21 protein-coding genes are annotated in these 22,251 nt (G+C 71.7%); 16 read left to right on the top strand and 5 right to left on the bottom strand.

Annotated elements, in window-relative coordinates; genetic code table 11:
• Positions 1–58 precede the first annotated feature (58 nt).
• The 3 genes from AB0P25_RS15775 to glgX are packed head-to-tail and all read right to left on the bottom strand — an operon-like array spanning position 59 to position 3,122.
• The gene (locus tag AB0P25_RS15775; RefSeq protein ID WP_363808563.1) at positions 59–547 is read right to left on the bottom strand and encodes a GNAT family N-acetyltransferase; all 489 of its coding nucleotides are present in this window, start codon (positions 545–547) and stop codon (positions 59–61) included.
• Positions 544–1,032 carry a Cys-tRNA(Pro) deacylase gene (ybaK, locus tag AB0P25_RS15780; RefSeq protein WP_363808564.1) on the bottom strand — a complete coding sequence of 163 codons (489 nt, stop codon included), beginning with the start codon at positions 1,030–1,032 and terminating at the stop codon, positions 544–546. Before ybaK ends, AB0P25_RS15775 begins: the two co-directional genes overlap by 4 nt.
• Complete coding sequence (gene glgX, locus AB0P25_RS15785; RefSeq protein WP_363808565.1) at positions 1,032–3,122, bottom strand: glycogen debranching protein GlgX; 2,091 nt, start codon at positions 3,120–3,122, stop codon at positions 1,032–1,034. The genes ybaK and glgX overlap by 1 nt, the downstream gene beginning before the upstream one ends.
• Before the next feature lie 46 nt (positions 3,123–3,168).
• Between glgX and AB0P25_RS15790 the strand changes: the two genes are divergently transcribed.
• The 12 genes from AB0P25_RS15790 to AB0P25_RS15845 all read left to right on the top strand — a co-directional run bounded on the left by AB0P25_RS15790 (position 3,169) and on the right by AB0P25_RS15845 (position 17,410).
• Positions 3,169–4,347: a cysteine desulfurase family protein gene (locus AB0P25_RS15790; protein ID WP_363808567.1), complete on the top strand. Its 1,179-nt coding sequence runs from the start codon at positions 3,169–3,171 to the stop codon at positions 4,345–4,347.
• Positions 4,348–4,469: 122 nt separating this feature from the next.
• Positions 4,470–5,570 (top strand): tRNA 2-thiouridine(34) synthase MnmA, encoded by a 1,101-nt coding sequence (gene mnmA, locus AB0P25_RS15795; RefSeq protein ID WP_363808568.1) that lies wholly within the window; start codon positions 4,470–4,472, stop codon positions 5,568–5,570.
• A 56-nt stretch (positions 5,571–5,626) separates the two neighbouring features.
• Positions 5,627–6,307: a hypothetical protein gene (locus AB0P25_RS15800; protein ID WP_363808569.1), complete on the top strand. Its 681-nt coding sequence runs from the start codon at positions 5,627–5,629 to the stop codon at positions 6,305–6,307.
• A gap of 9 nt (positions 6,308–6,316) precedes the next feature.
• Positions 6,317–8,575, top strand: coding sequence for an NAD-dependent DNA ligase LigA (gene ligA / locus AB0P25_RS15805; RefSeq protein ID WP_363808570.1), 2,259 nt, complete (start codon positions 6,317–6,319; stop codon positions 8,573–8,575).
• Between the two features lie 232 nt (positions 8,576–8,807).
• On the top strand, positions 8,808–10,100 hold the full coding sequence (locus AB0P25_RS15810) for an alpha/beta hydrolase (RefSeq protein ID WP_363808571.1): 1,293 nt from the start codon (positions 8,808–8,810) through the stop codon (positions 10,098–10,100).
• A gap of 49 nt (positions 10,101–10,149) precedes the next feature.
• A complete protein-coding gene (locus AB0P25_RS15815; RefSeq protein ID WP_363808572.1) occupies positions 10,150–11,925 on the top strand; it encodes an alkaline phosphatase family protein in 1,776 nt (591 codons plus the stop codon).
• Positions 11,926–11,969: 44 nt separating this feature from the next.
• The gene (gatC, locus tag AB0P25_RS15820; RefSeq protein WP_064111653.1) at positions 11,970–12,305 is read left to right on the top strand and encodes an Asp-tRNA(Asn)/Glu-tRNA(Gln) amidotransferase subunit GatC; all 336 of its coding nucleotides are present in this window, start codon (positions 11,970–11,972) and stop codon (positions 12,303–12,305) included.
• A gap of 3 nt (positions 12,306–12,308) precedes the next feature.
• Positions 12,309–13,856 carry an Asp-tRNA(Asn)/Glu-tRNA(Gln) amidotransferase subunit GatA gene (gatA, locus tag AB0P25_RS15825; RefSeq protein WP_363808573.1) on the top strand — a complete coding sequence of 516 codons (1,548 nt, stop codon included), beginning with the start codon at positions 12,309–12,311 and terminating at the stop codon, positions 13,854–13,856.
• A complete protein-coding gene (gene gatB, locus AB0P25_RS15830) occupies positions 13,856–15,370 on the top strand; it encodes an Asp-tRNA(Asn)/Glu-tRNA(Gln) amidotransferase subunit GatB (RefSeq protein ID WP_363808575.1) in 1,515 nt (504 codons plus the stop codon). The genes gatA and gatB overlap by 1 nt, the downstream gene beginning before the upstream one ends.
• 39 nt (positions 15,371–15,409) lie before the next feature.
• Positions 15,410–15,964, top strand: coding sequence for a YbaK/EbsC family protein (locus tag AB0P25_RS15835; RefSeq protein WP_363808576.1), 555 nt, complete (start codon positions 15,410–15,412; stop codon positions 15,962–15,964).
• Positions 15,961–16,884 (top strand): oxygenase MpaB family protein, encoded by a 924-nt coding sequence (locus AB0P25_RS15840; RefSeq protein WP_363808577.1) that lies wholly within the window; start codon positions 15,961–15,963, stop codon positions 16,882–16,884. Before AB0P25_RS15835 ends, AB0P25_RS15840 begins: the two co-directional genes overlap by 4 nt.
• A gap of 19 nt (positions 16,885–16,903) precedes the next feature.
• Complete coding sequence (locus AB0P25_RS15845) at positions 16,904–17,410, top strand: PaaI family thioesterase (RefSeq protein WP_363808578.1); 507 nt, start codon at positions 16,904–16,906, stop codon at positions 17,408–17,410.
• 1 nt (position 17,411) lies between these two features.
• Here the strand turns inward: AB0P25_RS15845 and AB0P25_RS15850 are convergent, their stop codons facing one another.
• Together AB0P25_RS15850 and AB0P25_RS15855 are read right to left on the bottom strand one after the other, a co-directional pair.
• Positions 17,412–19,136: a long-chain-fatty-acid--CoA ligase gene (locus tag AB0P25_RS15850; RefSeq protein WP_363808580.1), complete on the bottom strand. Its 1,725-nt coding sequence runs from the start codon at positions 19,134–19,136 to the stop codon at positions 17,412–17,414.
• 3 nt (positions 19,137–19,139) lie between these two features.
• Complete coding sequence (locus AB0P25_RS15855) at positions 19,140–19,802, bottom strand: SDR family oxidoreductase (RefSeq protein ID WP_363808582.1); 663 nt, start codon at positions 19,800–19,802, stop codon at positions 19,140–19,142.
• 120 nt (positions 19,803–19,922) lie between these two features.
• On the opposite strand from AB0P25_RS15855, the gene AB0P25_RS15860 reads away from it, so the two are divergent.
• The 4 genes from AB0P25_RS15860 to AB0P25_RS15875 all read left to right on the top strand — a co-directional run bounded on the left by AB0P25_RS15860 (position 19,923) and on the right by AB0P25_RS15875 (position 22,179).
• Positions 19,923–20,240 carry a DUF6412 domain-containing protein gene (locus AB0P25_RS15860; RefSeq protein ID WP_363808584.1) on the top strand — a complete coding sequence of 106 codons (318 nt, stop codon included), beginning with the start codon at positions 19,923–19,925 and terminating at the stop codon, positions 20,238–20,240.
• A gap of 81 nt (positions 20,241–20,321) precedes the next feature.
• Entirely contained in the window at positions 20,322–21,095 is a 774-nt protein-coding gene (locus AB0P25_RS15865) for a YidC/Oxa1 family membrane protein insertase (protein ID WP_363808585.1), read from the top strand.
• A 57-nt stretch (positions 21,096–21,152) separates the two neighbouring features.
• A complete protein-coding gene (locus AB0P25_RS15870; protein ID WP_363808587.1) occupies positions 21,153–21,470 on the top strand; it encodes a hypothetical protein in 318 nt (105 codons plus the stop codon).
• A 52-nt stretch (positions 21,471–21,522) separates the two neighbouring features.
• Complete coding sequence (locus AB0P25_RS15875) at positions 21,523–22,179, top strand: hypothetical protein (protein WP_363808588.1); 657 nt, start codon at positions 21,523–21,525, stop codon at positions 22,177–22,179.
• The last annotated feature ends 72 nt before the right edge of the window (positions 22,180–22,251 follow it).

Genomic DNA, 22,251 nt, shown 5'->3' on the forward strand with positions numbered 1-22,251 from the left:
AAAGAATGCACGCGACACGCCGCAGGAGCGTGCACTCTTTGCAGACTCGGCGGCGGGGTCAGCGGGTCATGCGCACTGCGGGGACGGAGGTGGGGCCGACGGGGTGCGTGGTGGTCGCGCCGTCGCGCGCGAAGCCGTTGCGGCGGTAGAAGGCCTCGGCGCGGGCGTTGCCGTCCATGACCCACAGGTAGGCGGGGGCGTCGCCGATCGCCGCGTCGAGCAGGAGCTGACCAGCGCCCGAGCCGTGGGCCTCGGCGAGCAGGTAGATGCCCTCCAGTTCGCGCGGGCGGGGAGCGTCGTCGTCGCGGCCCGGTCCGGCGGTGGCCCAGCCGATGACCTCGCCGTCGCGGGAGGCGACGAAGGCGTCCGTCGTCTCGTCGGACAGGATGGTGACCCACCCGCGCGCTCGCCGCTCGATGTCGAGCGAGGCGAGGAAGTCCGCAGGCATCCGTCCGGCGTACGCCTCCCGCCAGGACAGCACGTGGACGCGCGCGATCGCACCCGCATCCTCCACCGTCGCGCGGCGGACCGTGATCCCGCCCGTCACTTCGCGATCCCCGCGTAGGAGCCGTCCGTCGCGGTCAGCAGGTCGCCCGGCGCCAATTCGATGTCGAAGCCGCGCTTTCCCCCGGACACGAACACAGTGTCGAACAGCTGCGCGGTCTCATCCACGACCGTCGGATGCCCGGTCTTCTGCCCGACCGGGCTGATCCCGCCGACGACGTATCCCGTGCGGCGCTCCGCGACCGCCGGGTCCGCCATCGTCGCCCGCTTCGCACCGACGGCGGCGGCGAGCGCCTTCAGGTCGAGCATCCCGGTCACCGGCACCACACCGACCACGAGCCCGAGGTCGGTGTCGGCCAGCAGCGTCTTGAACACCCGGTCGGGCTCGACGCCCAGCGCCTCCGCCGCCTCCAGCCCGAACGACGGCGCCGACGGGTCGTGGTCGTACGGGTGCGCCGCGAATGGGATGCCCGCGGCCGTCAGCGCGACCGTGGCCGGCGTCCCCGCCGCGGCCTTCGCGCGCGCCATCAGCCCTCCTCCTCGACCCGCGGACCGTTCGCCCGGTAGAGCTGCATCGAGGTTCCGCCAACGAGTCGGGTCGTCCCGGGCGGGTACTCGGTCGCGTCCTCCGGGATCGGCACCTCGGTCGAGGAGTCCCACAGCAGCTGGTACGACGTGACACCGGGGGCCGCCGGCAGCGACACCTCCACGTCGTCCTCGACGCCGTGGACAATCAACAGGATGCGGTTGAACTCCTCGGTGACCGGGGTCGACGCCGCCACGTACTGCAGCGTCCGGTTTGCGGGGGAGTTCCAGTCGTCGTCGTCCATCCGCTGCCCGGTGGCGTCGTACCAGTCCATGTGGCTGGCGTTCGGCGTCTCCTGGCCCGACACCGCGTAGCGAACGGGCCGGAGCGCGGGGTTGTCCCGTCGCAGCTGCAGCAGGCGCTTCGTGGTGTCGTACAGCTCCCGCTGCTCGCGCGTGCGCAGCCAGCTGAGCCAGGTCAGCTCGCTGTCCTGGCAGTACGCGTTGTTGTTGCCGCGCTGCGAACGCCCGTACTCGTCGCCCGCGGTGATCATCGGGACGCCCGCCGAGAGCAGCAGGGTGCCCAGGAGGTTCCGGATGGCCTTCGCGCGCACCAGGAGGACCGCCTCGTCCGTCGTCGGCCCCTCGACGCCGTGGTTGAACGAGCGGTTGTTGTCGGTACCGTCCCGGTTGTTCTCGCCATTGCCGAGGTTGTGCTTGACGTCGTACGCGGTGAGGTCGGCCATGGTGAAGCCGTCGTGCGCCGTGACGAAGTTGATGGAGGCGAGCGGGCCGCGCTCGGGGGAGAACGTGTTCGACGACCCCGCGAGCCGCGTCGCGAAGCCGCCGATGCCGACCGGCGCCTGCCCGTTCCGCCGGGCATCGGCGACGTCGGCGAGCCAGAAGTTGCGCACCCTGTCGCGGTAGCGGTCGTTCCACTCGGACCAGCCGTCGTGTCCCTCGGAGGGCCCGGGGAAGTTGCCGGTCTGCCAGCCGCCGAGCCCCACATCCCATGGCTCGGCGATCAGCTTCACGCCCGCCAGCGCCGGGTCGGACTGGGCGGCCAGCAGCAGGGGGTGGTCGCGGTGGAAGGACGCGTCGGTCCCGCGGCCGAGCGTCGCCGCCAGGTCGAAGCGGAAGCCATCGATCTGCATCTCGTTCGCCCAGTAGCGCAGCGAGTCGAGCACGAGTCGCTGGGGGACAGCGTTGCCGAAGTCGACCGTGTTGCCGCATCCCGTGACGTCGATGTACGCGCCGGTGTCGTCATGCCGGTAATAGGTGGCGTTGTCGATGCCGCGGAAACTCGTGCGCGGCCCGTCGTGACCCTCCTCGGCCGTGTGGTTGTAGACCACGTCGAGGATCACCTCGATGCCCGCCAGGTGCAGGAGCTTCACCATGCCCTTGAACTCGGCGAGCACCGCCTCCGGACCTGCCGCCTGGGCGTCACGCGAGGCGTACGGCGCGTGCGGGCTGAAGAAGTTGAGGGTGTTGTAGCCCCAGTAGTTGGTCAGGCCTTCCCGGATGAGCCGCTGCTCCGACACGAACGCGTGCACCGGAAGCAGCTCGACCGCCGTCACACCCAGATCCGTGAGGTAGCGGATGGTCGACTCGTGCGCCAGACCCGCGTAGCTGCCGCGCAGCTCCTCCGGGACCTCCGGGTTCAGCCTGCTGATCCCGCGCACGTGCGCCTCGTAGATCACCGTGTGGTCCAGGGGAGTGGCGGGCTTGCGCGCCTCCCCCCAGTCGAAGCCGTCCGAGACGACCACCGACCGCCAGCCGTCCGCAGCGACCCGCACCAGGCCGCGGGCGTACGGGTCCATGAGCAGCGCCTCCGGGTCGAAGGAGTTCGCGGGCGCCGTGGGGCCGGACACGCGGAGGGCGTAACGGGTGCCGACGGTCAGCGAACGCGAACGGCCCAGCCAGACGCCATTGGCGTCCCGGGTCATCGGCACCGCCTTGGTCATCCAGTTCGGGTCGTGCTCGTCGAAGATGCACAACTCCATCGCATCCGCCGCCGCGGAGAACACCCGCAGCTCGCCCCCGTGCGGCCCGACGCGGACTCCCAGATTGCGCAGGGGATCGGTCGAGGTCATGCGATCTAGAGTAGTGACACACGCCTGGACCGCTGGGGAGGGCACCGTGCCGGTCTATCTCGACCATGCCGCCACCACGCCGATGCGCCCGGAGGCGATCGCCGCCTACGCCGAGGCCATGGGCGTCGTCGGCAACCCCTCCAGCATCCACAGCCAGGGGCAGCAGGCCCGGCGGATGCTCGAGGAGGCGCGCGAGACGGTCGCGGCGACCCTGGGCGCGGACCCGATCGAGGTCGTCTTCACCTCCGGCGGAACGGAGGCCATCAACCTGGCCGTCAAGGGGATGTACTGGGCGCGCAACGACGGAGTGTCGCGGCCGCGCATCCTGGTGCCGGGCGGCGAGCACCACGCGACCATGGACACGGTGGAGTGGCTGGAGCGCGCCGAAGGAGCGCGGCCGGAGTGGCTGCCGCTCGACGCCTCCGGGCGCATCGCCGTGCCCTCCGCGATCGACGGCGACGATGTCGCGCTGCTCACCTTCCTCGCGGTCAACAACGAGGTCGGGACCGTTCAGCCCGTGACGGCGCTCGCCGCGGTCGCCCGCACTGCCGGGGTGCCGGTCCACGTGGACGCCGTGGCCGCATACGGGCACCTCCCGCTCGACTTCTCCATGCTCGGGGTGGACGCGCTCAGCGTCTCCGCGCACAAGATCGGCGGACCGGTGGGGATCGGCGCGCTCGTGCTGAGCCGCGCGTCCACGGTCGTGCCGCTCATCCACGGTGGCGGCCAGCAGCGGCAGGTGCGCAGCGGGACTCAGGATGTGGCGGCCGCGGTCTCGTTCGCCGTCGCGGCGCGCGCGGCGGAGGCGGAGCGGGAGGTGGAGACCGCCCGGTTTGCGGCGCTGCGCGACCGGCTGATCGCGGGCGTCCGCTCGGTGGTGCCGGATGCAGTGTTGAGCGGGCCGGAGCCGGGTCCGGAGCGCGTCGCGTCGAACGTGCACTTCACCTTCCCGGGCGCGCAGGGCGACTCGCTGCTGTTCCTTCTCGACATGGCCGGCGTGTCCGTGTCGACCGGGTCGGCGTGCACCGCCGGCATCCCCGAGCCGTCGCACGTGCTCCTGGCGATGGGCCGGACGGAGGAGGACGCGCGGAGCGCCCTGCGATTTACGCTGGGCCGCACGTCCACCGAGTCGGATGTGGATGCGCTGCTCGCCGCGCTCCCCGCCGCCTACGCGCAGGCCGCCCGCGCCGGCCTCGCCGAGCGCCCATCCCGCCTCGCGCGCTGAGAGCGCCACGCCTCCCGCCGAGTGGTGACATGATGCCGCCACACGGCGCGGATTCGAGCATCCGCTCACCACTCGTGGCGCTGACGGGAAGGGTCGGAGCGAGGCGCAGGTAGAATCGGCGGGTGAAGGTTCTGGCGGCGATGAGCGGGGGAGTGGACTCCGCGGTGGCGGCGGCGCGCGCCGTCGAGGCGGGGCACGACGTGGTCGGCGTGCACCTGGCGCTGTCCCGCATGCCCGGCACGTTGCGCACCGGCAGCCGCGGCTGCTGCACGATCGAGGACTCGATGGATGCGCAGCGCGCGGCGAACATCATCGGCATCCCGTACTACGTGTGGGACTTCTCCGAGCGCTTCAAGCTCGACGTCGTCGACGACTTCATCGCCGAGTACTCCGCCGGGCGCACGCCGAACCCGTGCATGCGCTGCAACGAGCGCATCAAGTTCGCCGCCCTGCTCGAGAAGGCCCTCGATCTCGGCTTCGACGCCGTCTGCACCGGCCACTACGCGGCCATCGTCACGGATGAGGACGGCAACCGCGAGCTGCACCGCGCGAGCGCGTGGGCCAAGGACCAGTCCTACGTGCTCGGCGTGCTGACCGCCGAGCAGCTGGCGCACGCGATGTTCCCGCTCGGCGCGACGCCCTCGAAGGCCGAGGTGCGCGCGGAGGCGGCGGCGCGCGGCCTCAGCGTCGCCAACAAGCCCGACTCGCACGACATCTGCTTCATCCCGGACGGCGACACCCGCGGCTGGCTCGCCGAGCGCGTCGGCACCGCGACCGGCGACATCGTCGACCGCGAGGGCAACCGCCTCGGCAGCCACGAGGGCGCGCATGCGTACACCGTGGGTCAGCGCAAGGGCCTCAACGTCGGCTATCCGTCCCCAGACGGCCGCCCCCGCTTCGTGCTCGAGGTGCGGCCGAAGGAGAACGAGGTCGTCGTCGGCCCGCGCGAGGCGCTGGACATCGCCGAGATCGCCGGCTCCCGCTACACCTGGGCCGGCCTGCCGCCTGAGGACCCGTCCACTCCGTTCGCCTGCGAGGTGCAGATCCGCGCCCACGCCGACCCGGTGCCCGCGGTGGCGTCGGTGGTCGGCGGCGAGCTCGTCATCCGACCGGACGTCCCGCTCAACGGCGTGGCGCCCGGGCAGACCGCGGTCGTTTACGTCGGCACCCGGGTGCTCGGCCAGACGACCATCGACCGCACGGTCTCCGCCGTCCCGGTCTGAGCGTCCGTCCGACACCGCCGGTGCCAAGCGGCGCTCTCGCGCTCTAGGCTCCGGCCATGGCGGCGGAGCGGGCGGTCCGGCTGAGGCGCGAGGCGTGGGGCTTCGCGATCGGCTCGCTGCTGTTCATGCTCGGTGCCGTCCCCTCGTATCAGCGCGCGGTCGGTGACGCGGTGGCCAATGCCACGTTCTTCGTCGGCGCGCTCTTCTTCACGGCGGCCGCGCTCATCCAACTCGCGCTGAGCGGGCGGAAGCCCCCGCGCACCGGCTCCACCCGGGCCGACTGGTTCGACTGGTGGGCGTCCGCGGTCCAGTTCGTCGGCACGCTGTTCTTCAACGTCAGCACGACGGAGGCGCTGATCGTCGCTCTGAACGCGCAGACCCGCGTCGGCGACGGCTGGCGCCCGGACGCGCTCGGATCCATCTGCTTCCTCGTCGCCAGCGCCCTCGCCGTGGTGGCGACGGTCGACCGCGACCGGCTGTGGGATCCGCAGGCCCGCACCTGGCACGGGACCTGGCTGGGTCTGTTCGGCTCCATCCTCTTCGGCCTGTCGGCGATCGGGGCATACACGATCCCGTCCACCGGAGACCCGGTGAGCCTGCTCTGGGCCAACCTCGGGACGCTGCTGGGCGCCGCGTGCTTCCTCGCCGCGGCGGTGCTCAGCCGCCGCTCCATCCCGATGCGGTCGCGGCGGCGACGGGCGCCGGCGACCCCGTCCGGCGTCGGAGGTGCCGATTAAGCTGGACCCGTGGCGATCGAGACGACGACCGACGACCAACTCGCGCAAGCGCGAGCCGAGGCGCAGCAGCTGACGACGCGCATCCTGGAGCTGCGCGACGCGTACTACGAGCGCGACACGGTGCTCGTCAGCGACGAGGAGTACGACCGCATGATGCGGCGGCTCGAAGAGCTCGAGCGGCTGTATCCCGAGCTCCAATCGCAGGACAGCCCGACGCAGACGGTCGGCGGCCGCGCCCAGACGACGCTCTTCGCCCCGGTCGAGCACGCCGAGCGCATGCTGAGCCTCGACAACGTGTTCTCCCTGGAGGAGTTCGAGGCCTGGGCCGCCAAGGTCGAGCGCGACGCCGGCCGGAAGGTCGACTACCTCTGCGAGCTGAAGATCGACGGCCTCGCGATCAACCTCCGGTATGAGCGGGGCGTGCTGGTCTCGGCCGCCACCCGCGGCGACGGGGTCGTCGGGGAGGACGTCACCGAGAACATCCGCTGGATCCCGGCCATCCCGACCCGCCTCGCCACCGACGAGCCGCCTGCGCTCGTGGAGGTGCGCGGGGAGGTCTTCTTCCCGGTGGCCGAGTTCGAGGAGCTGAACGCGCACCAGCAGGAGGCCGGCGAGCGCGTCTTCGCCAACGCCCGCAATGCGGCGAGCGGGTCGCTCCGCCAGAAGGCGGAGGGCAAGAACGCCGCCCAGCTCGAACTCATGCACAACCGGCTGCGCCGCCTCCACATGCTCGTGCACGGCATCGGCGCGTGGCAGAACCCGCCGGTCGACGCGCAGTCGAAGGTCTACCAGCTGCTGCAGGGATGGGGTCTGCCGACCTCCACGCACTACCGCGTCGTCGACAGCGTGAAGAAGGTCGACGAGTTCATCGAGTACTACGGCGCCCACCGCGGAGCGGTCGAGCACGAGATCGACGGCATCGTCATCAAGGTCGACGAGCTCGCGCTGCACGACGAGCTGGGCGCGACCAGCCGCGCCCCCCGCTGGGCCATCGCCTACAAGTACCCGCCAGAGCAGGTCAACACCAAGCTCCTCGACATCGTGGTGAGCGTCGGTCGCACCGGCCGGGCCACGCCGTTCGCGGTGATGGAGAAGGTGCGGGTCGCCGGGTCCGAGGTACGCCAGGCGACGCTGCACAACCAGGAGGTCGTCAAGGCGAAGGGCGTCCTCATCGGCGACACCGTGGTGCTGCGCAAGGCGGGAGACGTCATCCCGGAGGTGCTGGGTCCGGTGGTCGAGCTGCGTGACGGCTCCGAGCGCGAGTTCGTCATGCCCGAGTTCTGCCCGGAGTGCGGAACGCGCCTGGCGCCGGCGAAGGAGGGCGACATCGACCTCCGCTGCCCGAACGCCGAGTTCTGCCCGGCGCAGGTGCGCGGGCGGGTGGAGCACATCGGCTCCCGCGGCGCGCTCGACATCGAGGCGCTGGGCGAGGTCGCGGCCGCGGCCCTCACCCAGCCGCGGTTCCCGGAGCGCCCGCCGCTCCCGACCGAGGCCGGCCTGTTCGGGCTGACGCTCGCAGACCTCTTCCCGATCGAAGTCGTCGTGCGCGATTCCGAGACCGGACTGCCCAAGCTGACCGACGCGGGGGACGAGAAGGTAGACACCCCGTTCCGCCGCAGGCGGCAGAAGAAGGACGGCGCGTTCGACCCGGAGGCGCCGGAGTTCGGCGGCGACGAACTCCACGTCCCGTCCAAGAGCGCGGTGGAGCTGCTGAACAACCTCCAGGCCGCGCGGGAGAAGCCGTTGTGGCGCATCCTGGTCGCCCTCAACATCCGTCATGTCGGGCCGGTGGCGGCGCGCGCGCTCGCCAACCACTTCGGGTCGCTCGACGCGATCCGCACCGCGTCCCGCGACGAACTGGCGGCGGTGGACGGCGTCGGCGGCATCATCGCGGATGCGGTGCTCGCCTGGTTCGAGGTCGACTGGCACCGCGAGATCGTCGAGCGGTGGGCGGCAGACGGCGTCCAGTTCGCCACTCCCGGCCACCCGGGCCCCGGAGCCGCGGACGAGGCCGGGGGAGTGCTCGCCGGGCTGACCGTGGTGGCGACCGGTTCGCTGGAGGGCTTCACTCGCGAGGGCGCTCAGGAGGCGATCATCGCGGCCGGTGGCAAGGCCGCATCGAGCGTGTCCAAGAAGACCGACTTCGTGGCCGCCGGCCCGGGTGCTGGGTCGAAACTCGCCAAGGCGGAGGAGCTGGGCGTGCGGGTGATCGACGCGGCGCAGTTCAAGCGGCTGGTCGAGGAGGGTCCGCAGGCGCTCGAACAGTGACGAATCCGGTCCGTCATCCTGTGGACAGTATTCGAGTTCTCCCCCCGAATCGGGGGTAGAACGGCCTGCCGTCCGCCACCCATTCATGGGTAGAGTCGAGGTGTGCGCTCCCCCGCGCACTGCAAGGGCTTAGCTCGCTCGCTCTCGGAGGGACCCGGACGGAGTGCTGGTCGGCTTTGCAGCTGTCTTCACCGTGACCTCGGTCGTCTCCGGACTGACCGGGGCCTTTGTCATGCCCGCCGAGACCGCTCCGACGACCTCGATCAGCGCGTACTCTGCGGCCCCCGCGTCCATCTCCGGACCGGTCTCCGATGTCCCGTCGGCGCCGAACGGAGGAGGCGCAGCAATGTCCGTGCTCGGCGCCGTGTCGGGCATCGACGCGTCGGCCCTGCCGGGCTTCCTCGACGCCAACCGGGCCAAGTTGGAGTCGCTGCTGCGGCAGTCGCCGGCGCCCGCCGACGTCGAGCGCGTCTGGCGCCTCATCGACCCCGCGAAGCAGAAGCTGCTGGTGGAGGCCGCGCCGCACGTCGTCGGCAACCTCGAGGGCGTGCCGTACGCGGTCCGCGGCACCGCGAACGCGCTCGATCTGAAGCAGACGATCAGCAGCGTGACCCGCACGCTCAAGACCGAGCACGGCCGCACGCAGCGCGTCGCACTGCAGCGCCAGCTGGAGACCCTCGACAACGTCAAGAAGGCGCTGACCAAGAAGGACGGCGTCAAGCGCACCCTGGTCAGCCTCGACCCGTCCACCGACGCCAAGGCCTCCATCGTGGTCGGCGACCTGAGCACGGCAGCGTACGTGAGCGTCCTCGTGCCGGGCATGTACATGTCGGTCGGGGAGCAGATCGAGTCGTGGGCGCAGGTCGCGCAGGAGCAGTACGAGCTCCAGACCGGCTTCCTCCAGCGGATGCTCGGCCCGCGCGGCAAGGGCGGGGCGCCGGGGGTGGCGGTGGTCGCCTGGATCGGCTACCAGACGCCGGTCCTCACGAACATCGGCGGCACCACCCTCGCCACCCAGGGCGCCGACAGCCTGGAGCGCGCCCTCGTCGGCATCCGCGCGCTCCGCAACGGGAACCAGCCGCACCTCAGCCTGTTCGCCCACTCGTACGGGTCGACGGCGGCGCTGATGGCGCTCGAACGGCACACGGTCACCGTGGACTCCCTGGCGCTCATGGGTTCGCCCGGGAGCCCCGCGCAGTCCGTCGACGGCCTCTCCGTGACGGGCGGGAACGTCTTCGTCGGCGAGGCGCCGATGGACCCGATCGTCAACAGCGCGTTCTTCGGCAGCGACCCGGGATCTCCGGGCTACGGCGCGAAGCCGATGGGCGTGGACGGCGCGACCGATCCGCTGACGCACGCGAAGCTGGCCGGATCGTCGGGCCACAACGAGTACTTCACCGCCGGGACCGAGTGCATGCGCAACCTCGCGGTGATCGGCATCGACCGCGGCGACCTCGTCATCGCGGGCGGCAGCGGCTCGGGCAGCACCGGGTCCGACGGTACCACCCAGGCGGCCTCGCGCTGATCCGGCCCGTCCCGACACGATGTCGGCGGCGGCACCCATAATGGATGGGATGCGACCGCACCAGGACGATCCCGCCGAGCCCGACCGGGCCGAGGAGCAGCGCGGCGCGAGCCGCCGGGCGTTCCTCAAGGGCGCCGGCCTCGTGGCCGCCGGAGCGGTCGCCGGAGGCGCGGCCGGCGGAGCCGCCGGTGCGGCCATCGGCGGCGCCGCAGGGGCCACGTCGCCCACCGCCGACGAGTCCGGTGAGCAGTACCCGCCGCTCCCTCCGCGTGGCGGGGGCGCGGGATTCGACCACCTCGTCGTACTCATGTACGAGAACCGCTCGTTCGACAACCTCCTCGGGCACCTCTACGACGAGGAGACGCTGCCGAAGGGCAAGCGATTCGAGGGGCTGGCGTTCGGCGACTACAGCAACCCCGATCCCGCGGGCGGCCCGGACATCCCGGCCCACGCCTACGAGGGCACCACCGACTTCGTGATGCGCCAGCCGTCGCCCGACCCGGGAGAGGTCTACCCGCACGTCAACACGCAGTTGTACGAGGTCGTCGACCCGCCCTCGAACGCCGACGCGAGACTGCCGCAGATGCTCCCGCCGTACAACGCGCCGAAGCCGGGCGCGAAGCCCACCATGCGGGGGTTCGTCCGCGACTACATCGGCGTCCTCCGCAAGGACACCGGGCGCGAGCCGGTGGTCGACGACTACCGGCGCATCATGGGCGGCTTCACCCCGGACATGCTGCCCGTGTTCTCGACGCTCGCGCGGCAGTTCGCGGTGTACGACGACTGGCACTGCGCCGTCCCGTCGCAGACCTTCTGCAACCGCTCCTTCTTCCACGCCTCCACCTCGCACGGGTACGTCGACAACGGCGGCGCCGAGGGGCTGCGCAAGTGGTTCGACCCGAAGAACGACGCGCCCACGATCTTCAACCGGCTCGAGGAGGCGGGACGCAGCTGGCGCGTCTACTACGACGACCGGCAGCTCATCTCGCTGACCGGGTTCATCCACGCGCCCGTGCTCGAGCCGTACTGGAAGACGCACTTCCGGACCATGACGCAGTTCTACGTCGACGTGGCCGAGGGCACGTTGCCGGATTACGCGTTCGTGGAGCCGCGGCTGCTGTACGACCACAACGACATGCATCCGCCGGGCGGCCCGATGACGTCGGAGGAGGTCGCGGGCGAGGAGGTCGTCGGCGGCGCGATCTCGGACGTCCGCGCGGGGGACCTGCTGCTGCACCGCGTGTACTCGGCGATCCGCGAGTCCCGCAGCGCGAAGGGCTCGAACGCGCTCAACACGATGCTGCTGGTGACGTTCGACGAGCACGGCGGCACCTATGACCACGTCGCGCCGGGCGGGGCGACGCCGCCGGACGACAGCGGGCCGGGGGAGAACGGGTTCGGCTTCGACCGGCTCGGCGTGCGCGTCCCGGCGATCGCCATCTCGGCCTACACGGAGCGCAACACGATCATCCACGAGGAGATGCACCACTCGGCGGTCGTGGCGACGCTGGCGAAGAAGTACCGGCTCAAGCACCTCACCGAGCGCGACCGCGGCGCGCGCACGATCGATAACGCGATCAACCGGAGCACGCCGCGCCAGCCCGGGACCTGGCCGGACACCCATCCGCAGTACCTGCCCGCGAATCCCGAGTCGGACGCTCCGGCGCCGCAGGACGAGGACCGTCCGCTGAGCCCGCCCGGCGTCGGGCTGGTCGGACTGCTGATGGCGCGTTACGGCGCGCCCGGTGCGAAGGTACCCGTTACCTACAAGGAGGCGTACCAGGCGGTCAACGGACTGGGGCGCGGGCTGTTCGGCTCGTCCTAGAATCGTCAGTGGGCCTTTCGCACTCGCGACCACGCCCGTTCATCATGCCTATCCCACGGAGACGCACCTTGTCTGAAACCAGCGCAGGCGACATCACCGCCGAACAGGTCGCGCACCTGGCGAACCTCGCCCGGATCGACCTCAGCCCGGAAGAGCTCGAGAGCCTCACGAAGGAGCTCGGCCAGATCGTCGAGTCCGTCGCCAAGGTCCAGGAGGTGGCCGGTCCCGACGTGCCCGCCACCAGCCACCCGATGCCGCTCACGAACGTGTTCCGCGCCGACGAGGTGCGCCCGTCGCTGACGGTCGAGCAGGCGCTCTCCGGCGCCCCGGACCGCGAGGGCGACCGGTTCAAGGTCGCCACCATCCTGGACGAGGAGTAAGCCATGACCGACCTCACCCGGATCAGCGCCTCCGCCCTCGCCGACAAGCTCGCCACGCGCGAGGTGTCCTCCGAGGAGGCCGTGCGCGCCCACCTCGACCGCATCGAGGCGGTCGACGCCGACGTGCACGCCTTCCTCCACGTCGCCGGCGAGAAGGCGCTCCGCACCGCCGCCGAGATCGACGGCCGCCGCGCCGCGGGCGACCCGCTCGGCCCGCTCGCCGGCGTGCCGATCGCGATCAAGGACGTCCTGGCCACCGAGGACATGCCGTCCACCTCCGGATCCAAGATCCTCGAGGGGTGGCTCCCGCCCTACGACGCCACGGTCGTCCGCAAGCTGCGCGAGGCCGACCTCGTGCCGCTCGGCAAGACCAACATGGACGAGTTCGCGATGGGCTCCTCCACCGAGCACTCGGCGTACGGTCCCACCCGCAACCCGTGGGACCTGGAGCGCATCCCCGGCGGCTCGGGCGGAGGCTCGGCCGCGGCCGTGTCCGCGTTCGAGGCCCCGCTGGCGCTCGGCTCCGACACCGGCGGCTCGATCCGCCAGCCCGCCGCGGTGACCGGCTCGGTCGGCGTCAAGCCGACGTACGGCGGCGTGAGCCGGTACGGCGCCATCGCCCTCGCCAGCTCGCTCGACCAGGTCGGCCCGGTGTCCCGCAGCGTCCTCGACGCGGGCCTGCTGCACGACGTGATCGCCGGGCACGACCCGTTCGACTCGACCTCGTTGACCGACACCTGGCCGTCGATGGCGGACGCCGCACGCGCCGGCCAGCGCGACGGCGCGCTGAAGGGCGTCCGCGTCGGCGTCATCCGCGAGATCGCGGGCGACGGCTTCCAGAAGGGCGTCAAGCAGCGTTTCGACGAGTCCCTTGCGCTGCTCGAGTCCGCCGGCGCCGAGATCGTCGAGGTGAGCGCGCCGAGCTTCGAGTACGCGGTCGCCGCCTACTACCTGATCCTCCCGGCGGAGGCGTCCAGCAACCTGGCGCGCTTCGACTCCGTGCGGTTCGGCCTCCGCGTCGACCCGTCGGAGGGCCCGGTCACCGTCGAGCGCGTGATGGCCGCGACCCGCGACGCCGGTTTCGGACCCGAGGTCAAGCGCCGCATCATCCTGGGCACCTACGCGCTGAGCGCCGGCTACTACGACGCCTACTACGGCAGCGCCCAGAAGGTGCGCACGCTCATCCAGCGCGACTTCCAGGCCGCGTTCGAGAAGGTGGACGTGCTGGTCAGCCCGAGCGCGCCGACCACCGCCTTCAAGCTGGGCGAGAAGATCGACGACCCGATGGCGATGTACCTCAACGACATCACCACCATCCCGGCGAATCTCGCCGGGGTCCCCGGCATGGGGCTGCCGATCGGGCTGGCGCCCGAGGACGGCCTGCCCGTCGGCATGCAGCTGATGGCGCCCGCCCGCTCGGACGCCCGCCTCTACACCTACGGCGCGGCGCTCGAGCGCCTGCTGGAGGAGCAGTGGGGCGGACCGCTGCTGAGCCAGGCGCCGGATCTGAGCGCCACCGAGATGTTCGCGAGTGAAGAGGGAGCCGTCTGATGGCCACCGCCACCAAGGCCGAGTTGATGGATTACGACAAGGCCCTCGAACTGTTCGAGCCCGTGCTCGGCTTCGAGGTGCACGTCGAGCTGAACACCAAGACCAAGATGTTCTGCGGCTGCGCCAACGAGTTCGGCTCGGGCGCCAACACGAACACCTGCCCGACCTGCCTCGGCCTCCCGGGCGGTCTGCCGCAGGTCAACGAGAAGGCGATCGAGTCGAGCATCCGTCTCGGCCTCGCCCTCGGCTGCGACATCGCCGAGTCGAGCCGGTTCGCGCGCAAGAACTACTTCTACCCGGACCTCGCGAAGGACTTCCAGACCTCGCAGTACGACGAGCCGATCGCCCACGACGGCTCGATCACCATCGAGCTGGAGAACGGCCGCGAGCTCACCATCGAGATCGAGCGCGCGCACATGGAGGAGGACGCCGGCAAGCTCACACACGTCGGCGGCGCCACCGGCCGCATCCAGGGCGCGGACTACTCGCTGGTCGACTTCAACCGCGGCGGCGTGCCGCTGGTCGAGATCGTCACGAAGATCATCGAAGGCGCCGAGGCGGACGCGCCGGAGGTCGGCCGCACCTACGTGCGCGCCATCCGCGACATCGTGAAGGCGCTCGGCGTCTCCAACGCGCGCATGGAGGAGGGCAACGTCCGCTGCGACGCGAACGTCTCGCTCCGCCGTCGCGGCTCCTCGGAGCTCGGCACGCGCACCGAGACCAAGAACGTCAACTCGCTGCGCTCGATCGAGCGCGCCGTGCGGTACGAGATCCAGCGCCAGGCGGCCATCCTGGAGGCGGGCGGCACCATCGTTCAAGAGACCCGCCACTGGCACGAGGACACCGGCACGACGAGCGCCGGCCGCCCCAAGTCGGACGCGGACGACTACCGCTACTTCCCGGAGCCCGACCTGGTGCCGGTCGCGCCGAGTCGCGAGTGGGTGGAGGAGCTGCGCGGCACGCTGCCGGAGCAGCCGGCCGCCCGCCGCAAGCGCCTCGCCGCCGACTGGGGCTTCACCGCGCTCGAGTTCCAGGACATCGCCAACGCCGACCTGCTCGACGAGGTCGAGGCCACGGTCGCCGCCGGCGCGAGCCCTGCCGCCGCGCGCAAGTGGTGGACGGGCGAGATCGCCCGCCTCGCCAACGCGCAGAACGTGCCCGCCGGCACGCTGGTCAGCCCGCAGCACGTCGCCGAGCTCGCCGCTCTGGTCGACGCCGGCACCCTCACCGACCGCCTGGCGCGTCAGGTGCTCGAGGGCGTCATCGCCGGCGAGGGCCGCCCGCAGGAGGTCGTCGACGCCCGCGGACTCGCGGTCGTCTCCGACGACGGCGCGCTCATCGCGGCGATCGACGAGGCGCTGGCCGCCCAGCCGGACGTGCTCGCGAAGATCCGCGACGGCAAGGTGCAGGCCGCCGGTGCGGTCATCGGCGCGGTGATGAAGGCGATGCGCGGCCAGGCCGACGCGGCGCGGGTGCGCGAGCTGGTGCTGGAGCGGGCGGGCAGCGCGGAATAGCGTTTGCTCGCTCCCAGGCTCCGCGTGCAGAGTAGCGGTATGGGCGTCTTCACTCTCGGCGGTCTGACGACCGCCCCCGCATCCACCCGTACCGACCTGCTCGCGCCGTCGACCCTCCAGACGCTGGAGGCCCTGGGCTGGCTGGATGAGGTGGGCGTGGTCGAGATCGACCCCGACATCTCCGACACCGCGGCCACGCGGGACCAGTTCGGGCTCGACGCGTCGAACCTGGCCAACTGCGTCGTCGTCGGCGGCAAGCGCGAGGGGGTCGAGAGGATCGCCGCGTGCGTCGTCCTCTCGACCACCCGCGCCGACGTCAACAACACCGTCAAGCGCCTGCTGGACGTACGCAAGGCGTCCTTCCTGCCGATGGACCGCGCGGTCGAGCTGACCGGGATGGAGTACGGCGGCATCACGCCGATCGGCCTCCCCGCGGGCTGGCCGGTGCTGGTGGACGCGCGCGTCGCCGACCAGGAGGTCGTGATCATCGGCTCCGGGGTGCGCCGCTCCAAGATCCTGCTGCCCGGACGCCTCATCTCGTCACTGCCCGACGCCCAGCTGATCGAGGGGCTGGGCCTGGAAGCGGCCGGATGACCGGTCCGACCGCGGTCGATCGCGTCCTGACACCCCTCCGCACACGGCTGATCGAAACCCTCGCCGGCCGCTCCGACGAGGTGCCCGCCTGGGTGCTGCGGCTGGAGGACGGCGAGGACGCGGGCTTCTTCGCACCGTCCAGCGCCGCTTGGGCGGTGCACGGCGGGATGCCGACTCTTGTTGCCGGGGTGCGTGCCCTGCTGCTGCAGGCGCTGCATCCGGGCGCCCTGGCCGGCGTCCGCGACCACTCGCGCTTCCGGGAGGACCCGCTCGGTCGGCTCGCCGGGACCATCCAGTGGATCCACACCGTCACCTTCGGCAGCCGCGGTCAGGCGGTCGCCGGGTCGGAGATGGTCCGCTCGCTGCATCGCCGCGTCGTCGGCACGTACGTGGACGGCCACGGCGTCGAGCGCCCGTACTCGGCCAACGACCCCGACCTCGCGCGCTGGGTGCACCTCGCCTTCACCGACGCCTTCCTCACCGCGCACGAGCAGTGGGGCGATCCCATCCCGGGCGGCGCGGACGGCTACATCGGCGAGTGGGCGATCGCGGCGGAGCTGATGGGCGTCGAGAATCCGCCGCGCACAGCCGCGGAGTTGCGGTCCGAGATCGACGCGATCACCGACGCGGGCGAGCTGCGCGGCGGGCCGGAGGTGGAGGAGATCGTTCGCTTCATCCGCCGGGCCCCGCTGCGGAGGATGCTGAGGCCGTCGTACCGGATCGTGTTCCACGCCGCCGTGTCGACCCTGGAGCCGCGACACCGGGAACTGCTCGGGCTGCCGCAGACGCGTGCCGAACGCCTCCTGCCGCTCCACGCGGCGACGGGGCTCGTGCTGCGCGGTTCGCGCGTTCTGCTCGGTCCTCAGACCCAGGCGGAACTCGCCGCGCGGCGTCGGCTGGCGCGGCTCGCCGCGACCTGAGATACGGCAGGATGAGGTCATGCACGACGACGTGACCGAACGCACCCGCACCGTCACCTGGCAGGACCCGGCCCCCGGGGTGGCCGTGATGCCGACCGTCAGCGGGCTCGAGTACCTGCGCTCGATGCTCCGCGGGGAGCTGCCGCCGCCTCCCATCACCGAGCTGATGCGGATGACGCTGGTGTCGGCCGATCCCGGCACGGTCACCTTCGTCTGCGAGCCCGACGAGTCGCATTACAACCCGATCGGGACCGTGCACGGCGGGCTGGTCTGCACGCTGCTCGACTCGGCGCTCGGCTGTGCGGTTCAGACGACGCTGCCGCAGGGCCAGGGCTACACGTCCATCGAGATCAAGGTGAACTACCTGCGTCCGGTCTACGCCCACACCGGGCGGCTCACCTGCGTCGCGACCGTGACCAAGCCCGGCAATCGGGTGGCCTTCGCCGACGGCGTGGTCACCGATGCGTCCGGTAAGACCGTGGCGACCGCGACGGGCTCCCTGCTCGTCTTCCCGATCGGGGGATGAGCTACTTCGCCTGGTCGGCGAGCAGCAGGTCGCGCACCTTGCGGCGGATGACCTTGCCGACGATCGAGCGCGGCAGCTCCTCCACCTGGTAGACGTGCTTCGGCACCTTGTACGGAGTGAGGCAGTCGCGTCCGTAGGCGCGGATCGCCTCCTCGTCGAACGAGGCGCCCTTCTCCATGACGACGGCGGCGACGACGTCCTCGCCGCCGCGGCGGTGGGGGAGTCCGACCACCGCGACGTCGGCGACGCCCGGGAAGGAGCGCAGGGCGTCCTCCACCTCGGTCGGGGAGACGTTGAAGCCGCCGGTGACGATGAGCTCCTTGATCCGGTCGACGATGCGGACGAAGCCGTCCTCGTCCATCGTGACGATGTCGCCGGTGCGGAACCAGCCATCGGCGGTGAGGACCTTCGCCGTCTCGTCCGGCTTGCGCCAGTACCCCGAGAACACCTGCGGTCCGCGGGCCAGCAACTCGCCCTCCTCGCCGAACGGACGGTCGACGGTCGGGTCGTCCGGGTCGGCGACGCGCAGCTCGGTGCTCGGCAGCGGCAGGCCGACCGTGCCGGCCTTGCGGGTCGCGCCGACCGGGTTCGCCATGAGCACGGGCGAGCATTCGGAGAGGCCATAGCCCTCGACGAGGTAGCCCCCGGTCTTCTCCTCCCACAGGTCGACGATCCCCTGCGGCAGGCTCATCGCTCCCGAGATGGCGATCTCGATGCCGGAGAGAGACACCTTCCGCTTCTCCGCCGCCTGCACCAGCCGCTCGTAGATCGGCGGCACCGCGGGGAGGAAGGTCGCGGGATGCTTCTTGACCACATCCAGCACCAGGTCCGGGTCGAACTTCGGGAACAGCACCAGGCGCGCCCCCATGCTCATCGCGAAGGTGAGGCACAGGGTGAGTCCGTACGCGTGGAAGAGCGGCAGCACGGCGTAGACGACGGAGGTGCCGCGCTCGATGGTCGGCACCCAGGCGCGCGACTGCGCCGCGTTGACGTTGAGGTTCGCGTGGCTGAGCATCGCGCCCTTGGGGAGGCCGGTGGTGCCCGACGTGTACTGGATGAGCGCGAGGTCGTCGCGCTCGGGCCGCGGGTACGAGGACTTCAGCTTGCGGGAGGCGACCAGCGTGTCCCACGGGACGGTTCCGGTCACCTTCGCGGTCAGCTGCTCGCGCGCCGTGCGCGCCGCCTTCACCGGGAGGCGCAGCGCGAACCGCTTGGCGGCGGGCATCGCGCGGGTCAGGTCCACCGAGATGACGGTCTTGACGCCGAGGTCGGCCGGGAGCTCCTGGACGGTCTTCGCGACCTTGTCCCAGACGATCGCGACGGTCGCGCCATGGTCCTCGAACTGGTGCCGCAGCTCGCGCGGCGTGTAGAGCGGGTTGTGCTCGACGACGACGGCGCCGAGGCGCAGGACGGCGTAGAAGGCGGTCACGTGCTGCGGGCAGTTCGGCAGCACCAGCGCGACCCGGTCGCCCTTGGAGACGCCGAGCTTGCGGAGGCCTTCCGCCGCGCGGGCGATCTGGTCGCCCAGCTCGGCGTAGGTCGTCGTGGCGCCGAAGAACTCGAGGGCGACGTGCTTGCCGTAGGTCTTCACCGACTCGTCGATGAGGTGCGGGAGGGAGCCGTCCGGCACCTCGACCTCGGCGGGCACGCCCGGTGCGTAGCCGTGCACCCACGGCTTGGCGCTGTACGGGGACTGATCGCTCGTCACGTCGCTGGTCACGCGCAAAGCCTACGCGGAGGCGGTCGCCGCCCGCACCGCATCCTCGATGGCGGTGTCCCCGGAGACGACCTCCCACTGGTGGCCGACGGTCGCGGGCTCGTGCAGCACGAGCGCGATGAGGCGGGCGACGTCCTCGCGGGCGATGCTGCCGCGCGGGACGCTGTCGCCGAGCCGGATGCGGCCGGTGCCCTCGTCCATGGTGAGGCCGCCCGGGCGCAGGATGGTCCACTCCAGTCCGGAGTCGCGCAGCACGGCGTCGGCGTCGCGCTTCGCCTCGACGTAGGCCTTCCAGACCGGGTCTGCGTCGTCGACCGGGGCGTCGACGCCCCACGCCGAGACCTGGACGAAGCGGCGGATGCCCGCCTGCTTCGCCGCCTCCTGCGCCTTGACCGACCCGGCGTAGTCGACGGTGCGCTTGCGCTCGATGCCCGAGCCGGCGCCGGCGCCCGCGGTGAACACCACGGCGTCGCAGCCGTCGATGGCGGCGGCCAGCTCGTCCGCCTCCGCCTTCTCGATGTCGAGCAGGACGCCCTCGCCGCCGAGGCGGTAGACGTCGTCGGCGTGCTCGTCGTTCCGGACGACGCCGACGAAGTCGTCGCCGAGGTCGTAGAGCACCCGCATCAGCTGCTGGGCGACTTTTCCATGGGCACCGATGATTGCGACTCGAGTCATGCCTCCATCCTTCCACCGCTCGCATGCCGCGGGTGGTGTGCGGGACGGAGCGTGGCGACACGCGTCCGCCGCGCGCGAACGCTCTGGGCTGCGGGCGCGCGCTCTGTTAGCGTCGTCTTCATGACCGCCCTGCTCGAGCTCCTCGGACGCGCCTCTGCGTCCGTCGTCGGCTCGCTGGGCGCGGGTTCCTTCGGCGCCGGCGGCACCGCCGGGCTCGTGGCGCTGGCCGGTGTGGCCGGTGCCCTCGGTCTGGTGGCGGTCTTCGCCGCGGCGGCCGTGCGGTCGGTGGCCGCCCTGGCCGCGTCGCTGCGGCTCCGCGCGATGTGGTCGCGTCCCATCGAGCCGGTCGCGGGCTGGCTCGCCGAGGGTCAGTCCGATCCCGACGCCGACGGACGACCGCGCCCCCGAGCGCCGGGCGCACCCCTGCCGGTCGCGTAGCCGCCGTCCCTGCTTCCGGGCGGTGGTGGATGCGACCAGACGCGTCCACTCTTCCGTCGAAAACGCAGGGATCACTCACCCATGGACTTCTTCTCCTGGCCGCCGATCGCGGCCGTCCTCGATGGGGCCTACGGCCTCGTCACCGCCCTCTCCGCCACCGTCGAGCCCGTCGTCGGCACGCTCGCGGGCCTCGTCGCCGTCGCCATGCTGACGGTGCTCGTCCGCGTCCTCCTCATCCCGGTCGGCATCAGCCAGGTCCGCGCCGAGTACAGCCGCCGCCGACTCGCGCCGCACCTGGCCGAGCTGCAGCGCAAGCACAAGGATGACCGCGAGACGCTGACCCGCAAGACGATGGAGCTCTACCAGGCGGAGCAGGTGTCGCCCTTCGCCGGAATGCTGCCCCTGCTCGCGCAGATCCCGGTCATCACGCTCGTCTACGCGGTGTTCACCCACGCCACCATCGCCGGGCACGCCAACGCGCTGCTCACCGAGCACGCCTTCGGTGCGCCGCTCGGCACCAGCTTCGTCGGCCTGACCGGCGCGGGCGCGGGCGTCTGGCCGGCGATGCTCGTCTACCTCGGCGTACTGGCGCTGATCGCGATCGTGACCACGGTGTCCCGCCGTGTGCTGACGCTGCCGCAGCCGGAGGGGTCGCAGACGCCGGCGGGGATGCTGCGCGCGCTGTCGTTCCTGCCGTACGTGACCGTGGTGTTCGCGGCGTTCGTTCCGCTGGCGGCGGCGGTCTACATCCTCACCTCCACCGCGTGGACCGTCGCCGAGCGGTGGACGCTTCGCCGGCTCCTCGACCCGGCGCGTCGGGCGGGCGGGACGGCGACGCCGACCACGTCGCACTGACAGGCCGGTCCCGGTCGCATCCAGGCCCCGCAAGTGCACGGGTGGGAGCATGGACGCATGTGGAAGCGCAGCGCGAAGGACGACCGCACCCCGGCGACTCCGGCCCCGGACGCGCCCGGCCTCGGCGTCGGCGTCCAGGTCTACGTGCGCGAGCACGGCCAGCCCTCGTCCGACGACTGGGTCGGTGAGCCGACCGGCGTCATCGTGGCGCCGGGCGACCGCAGCCTGCGCAACGTCTACGGGCCGCTCGACGGACTGACCACCTGGACGGTCGCCTTCTTCGAGCCGCAGCGCCGCCGCGACGGTCGCGGTCCGTACGAGCGGGCCGTCATCCCCGCCGCGCTGCTCGTGGCCGAGGAGCCGTACCCCGGCTGAACCGGTTCGGCACCCTCTACCTCCTGTCGGACGGCGAACTTACAATGTCGGCATGTTCGTCGAGGGCACCCTTCGATGGCAGGTCACGGAGGACTGCCCGTGGGACCTGCTGATGGCCCTCGCCATCCGCGACCTCGCCGGGCTCGCCGGCCGTGCGCGTCCCGAACTGCCCGCGTTGCAGCCGGCAGTCGCCTCCGTGCTGTCGCGTCCGTCCGCGCCGGGGGACGGACGAACGCGGACCCGGCCCGTGCCTCTCGCCGGCTCCTCCGCGGCAGCCGCGGACGCGCTGGCCGAGCAGTGGCAGGCGTGGTTCGAGGTGGCCTCCGACCGCCACCGCCGTCTCGTCGGGCCGCTGCTGCATCCACCGCACTTCGAGGCGTTCGACCGCGCCATCGACCTGCAGGACGCGATCATCATGCACTACGACGCCGCGTCGCGGTGGGCGGATGCACGCCACGCCGAGTACGTCGCTGCGAGCCTCGCGCAGCACGCGCGCCGCGCGGCCGACATCGTCGAGGTGGTGCGGGAGCGCGAGCACGAGCTACGCCGGCAGGCGGGCTACTTCCGGCTGGACATCGACGTGCTGCCGCTCGCCGAGAAAGGCGCGTGGATCGTCGGACCGCACACCGTGGCGCTCAGCGCATCCCTGCGCGACGACTCCGTCGCCTTCCGCGGCTGGCTGCGACCCCTGGTCGCCGCCCTCGTCTGACCCCGCGAAGTGCAGGTCGTTGCGCAGCCGTACGGCGTGTCGCGCGCAACTACCTGCACTTCGCGGGTGGGA

It is taken from the genome of Leifsonia sp. NPDC077715, from assembly GCF_040686855.1.
Taxonomy (GTDB): Bacteria; Actinomycetota; Actinomycetes; order Actinomycetales; family Microbacteriaceae; genus Leifsonia.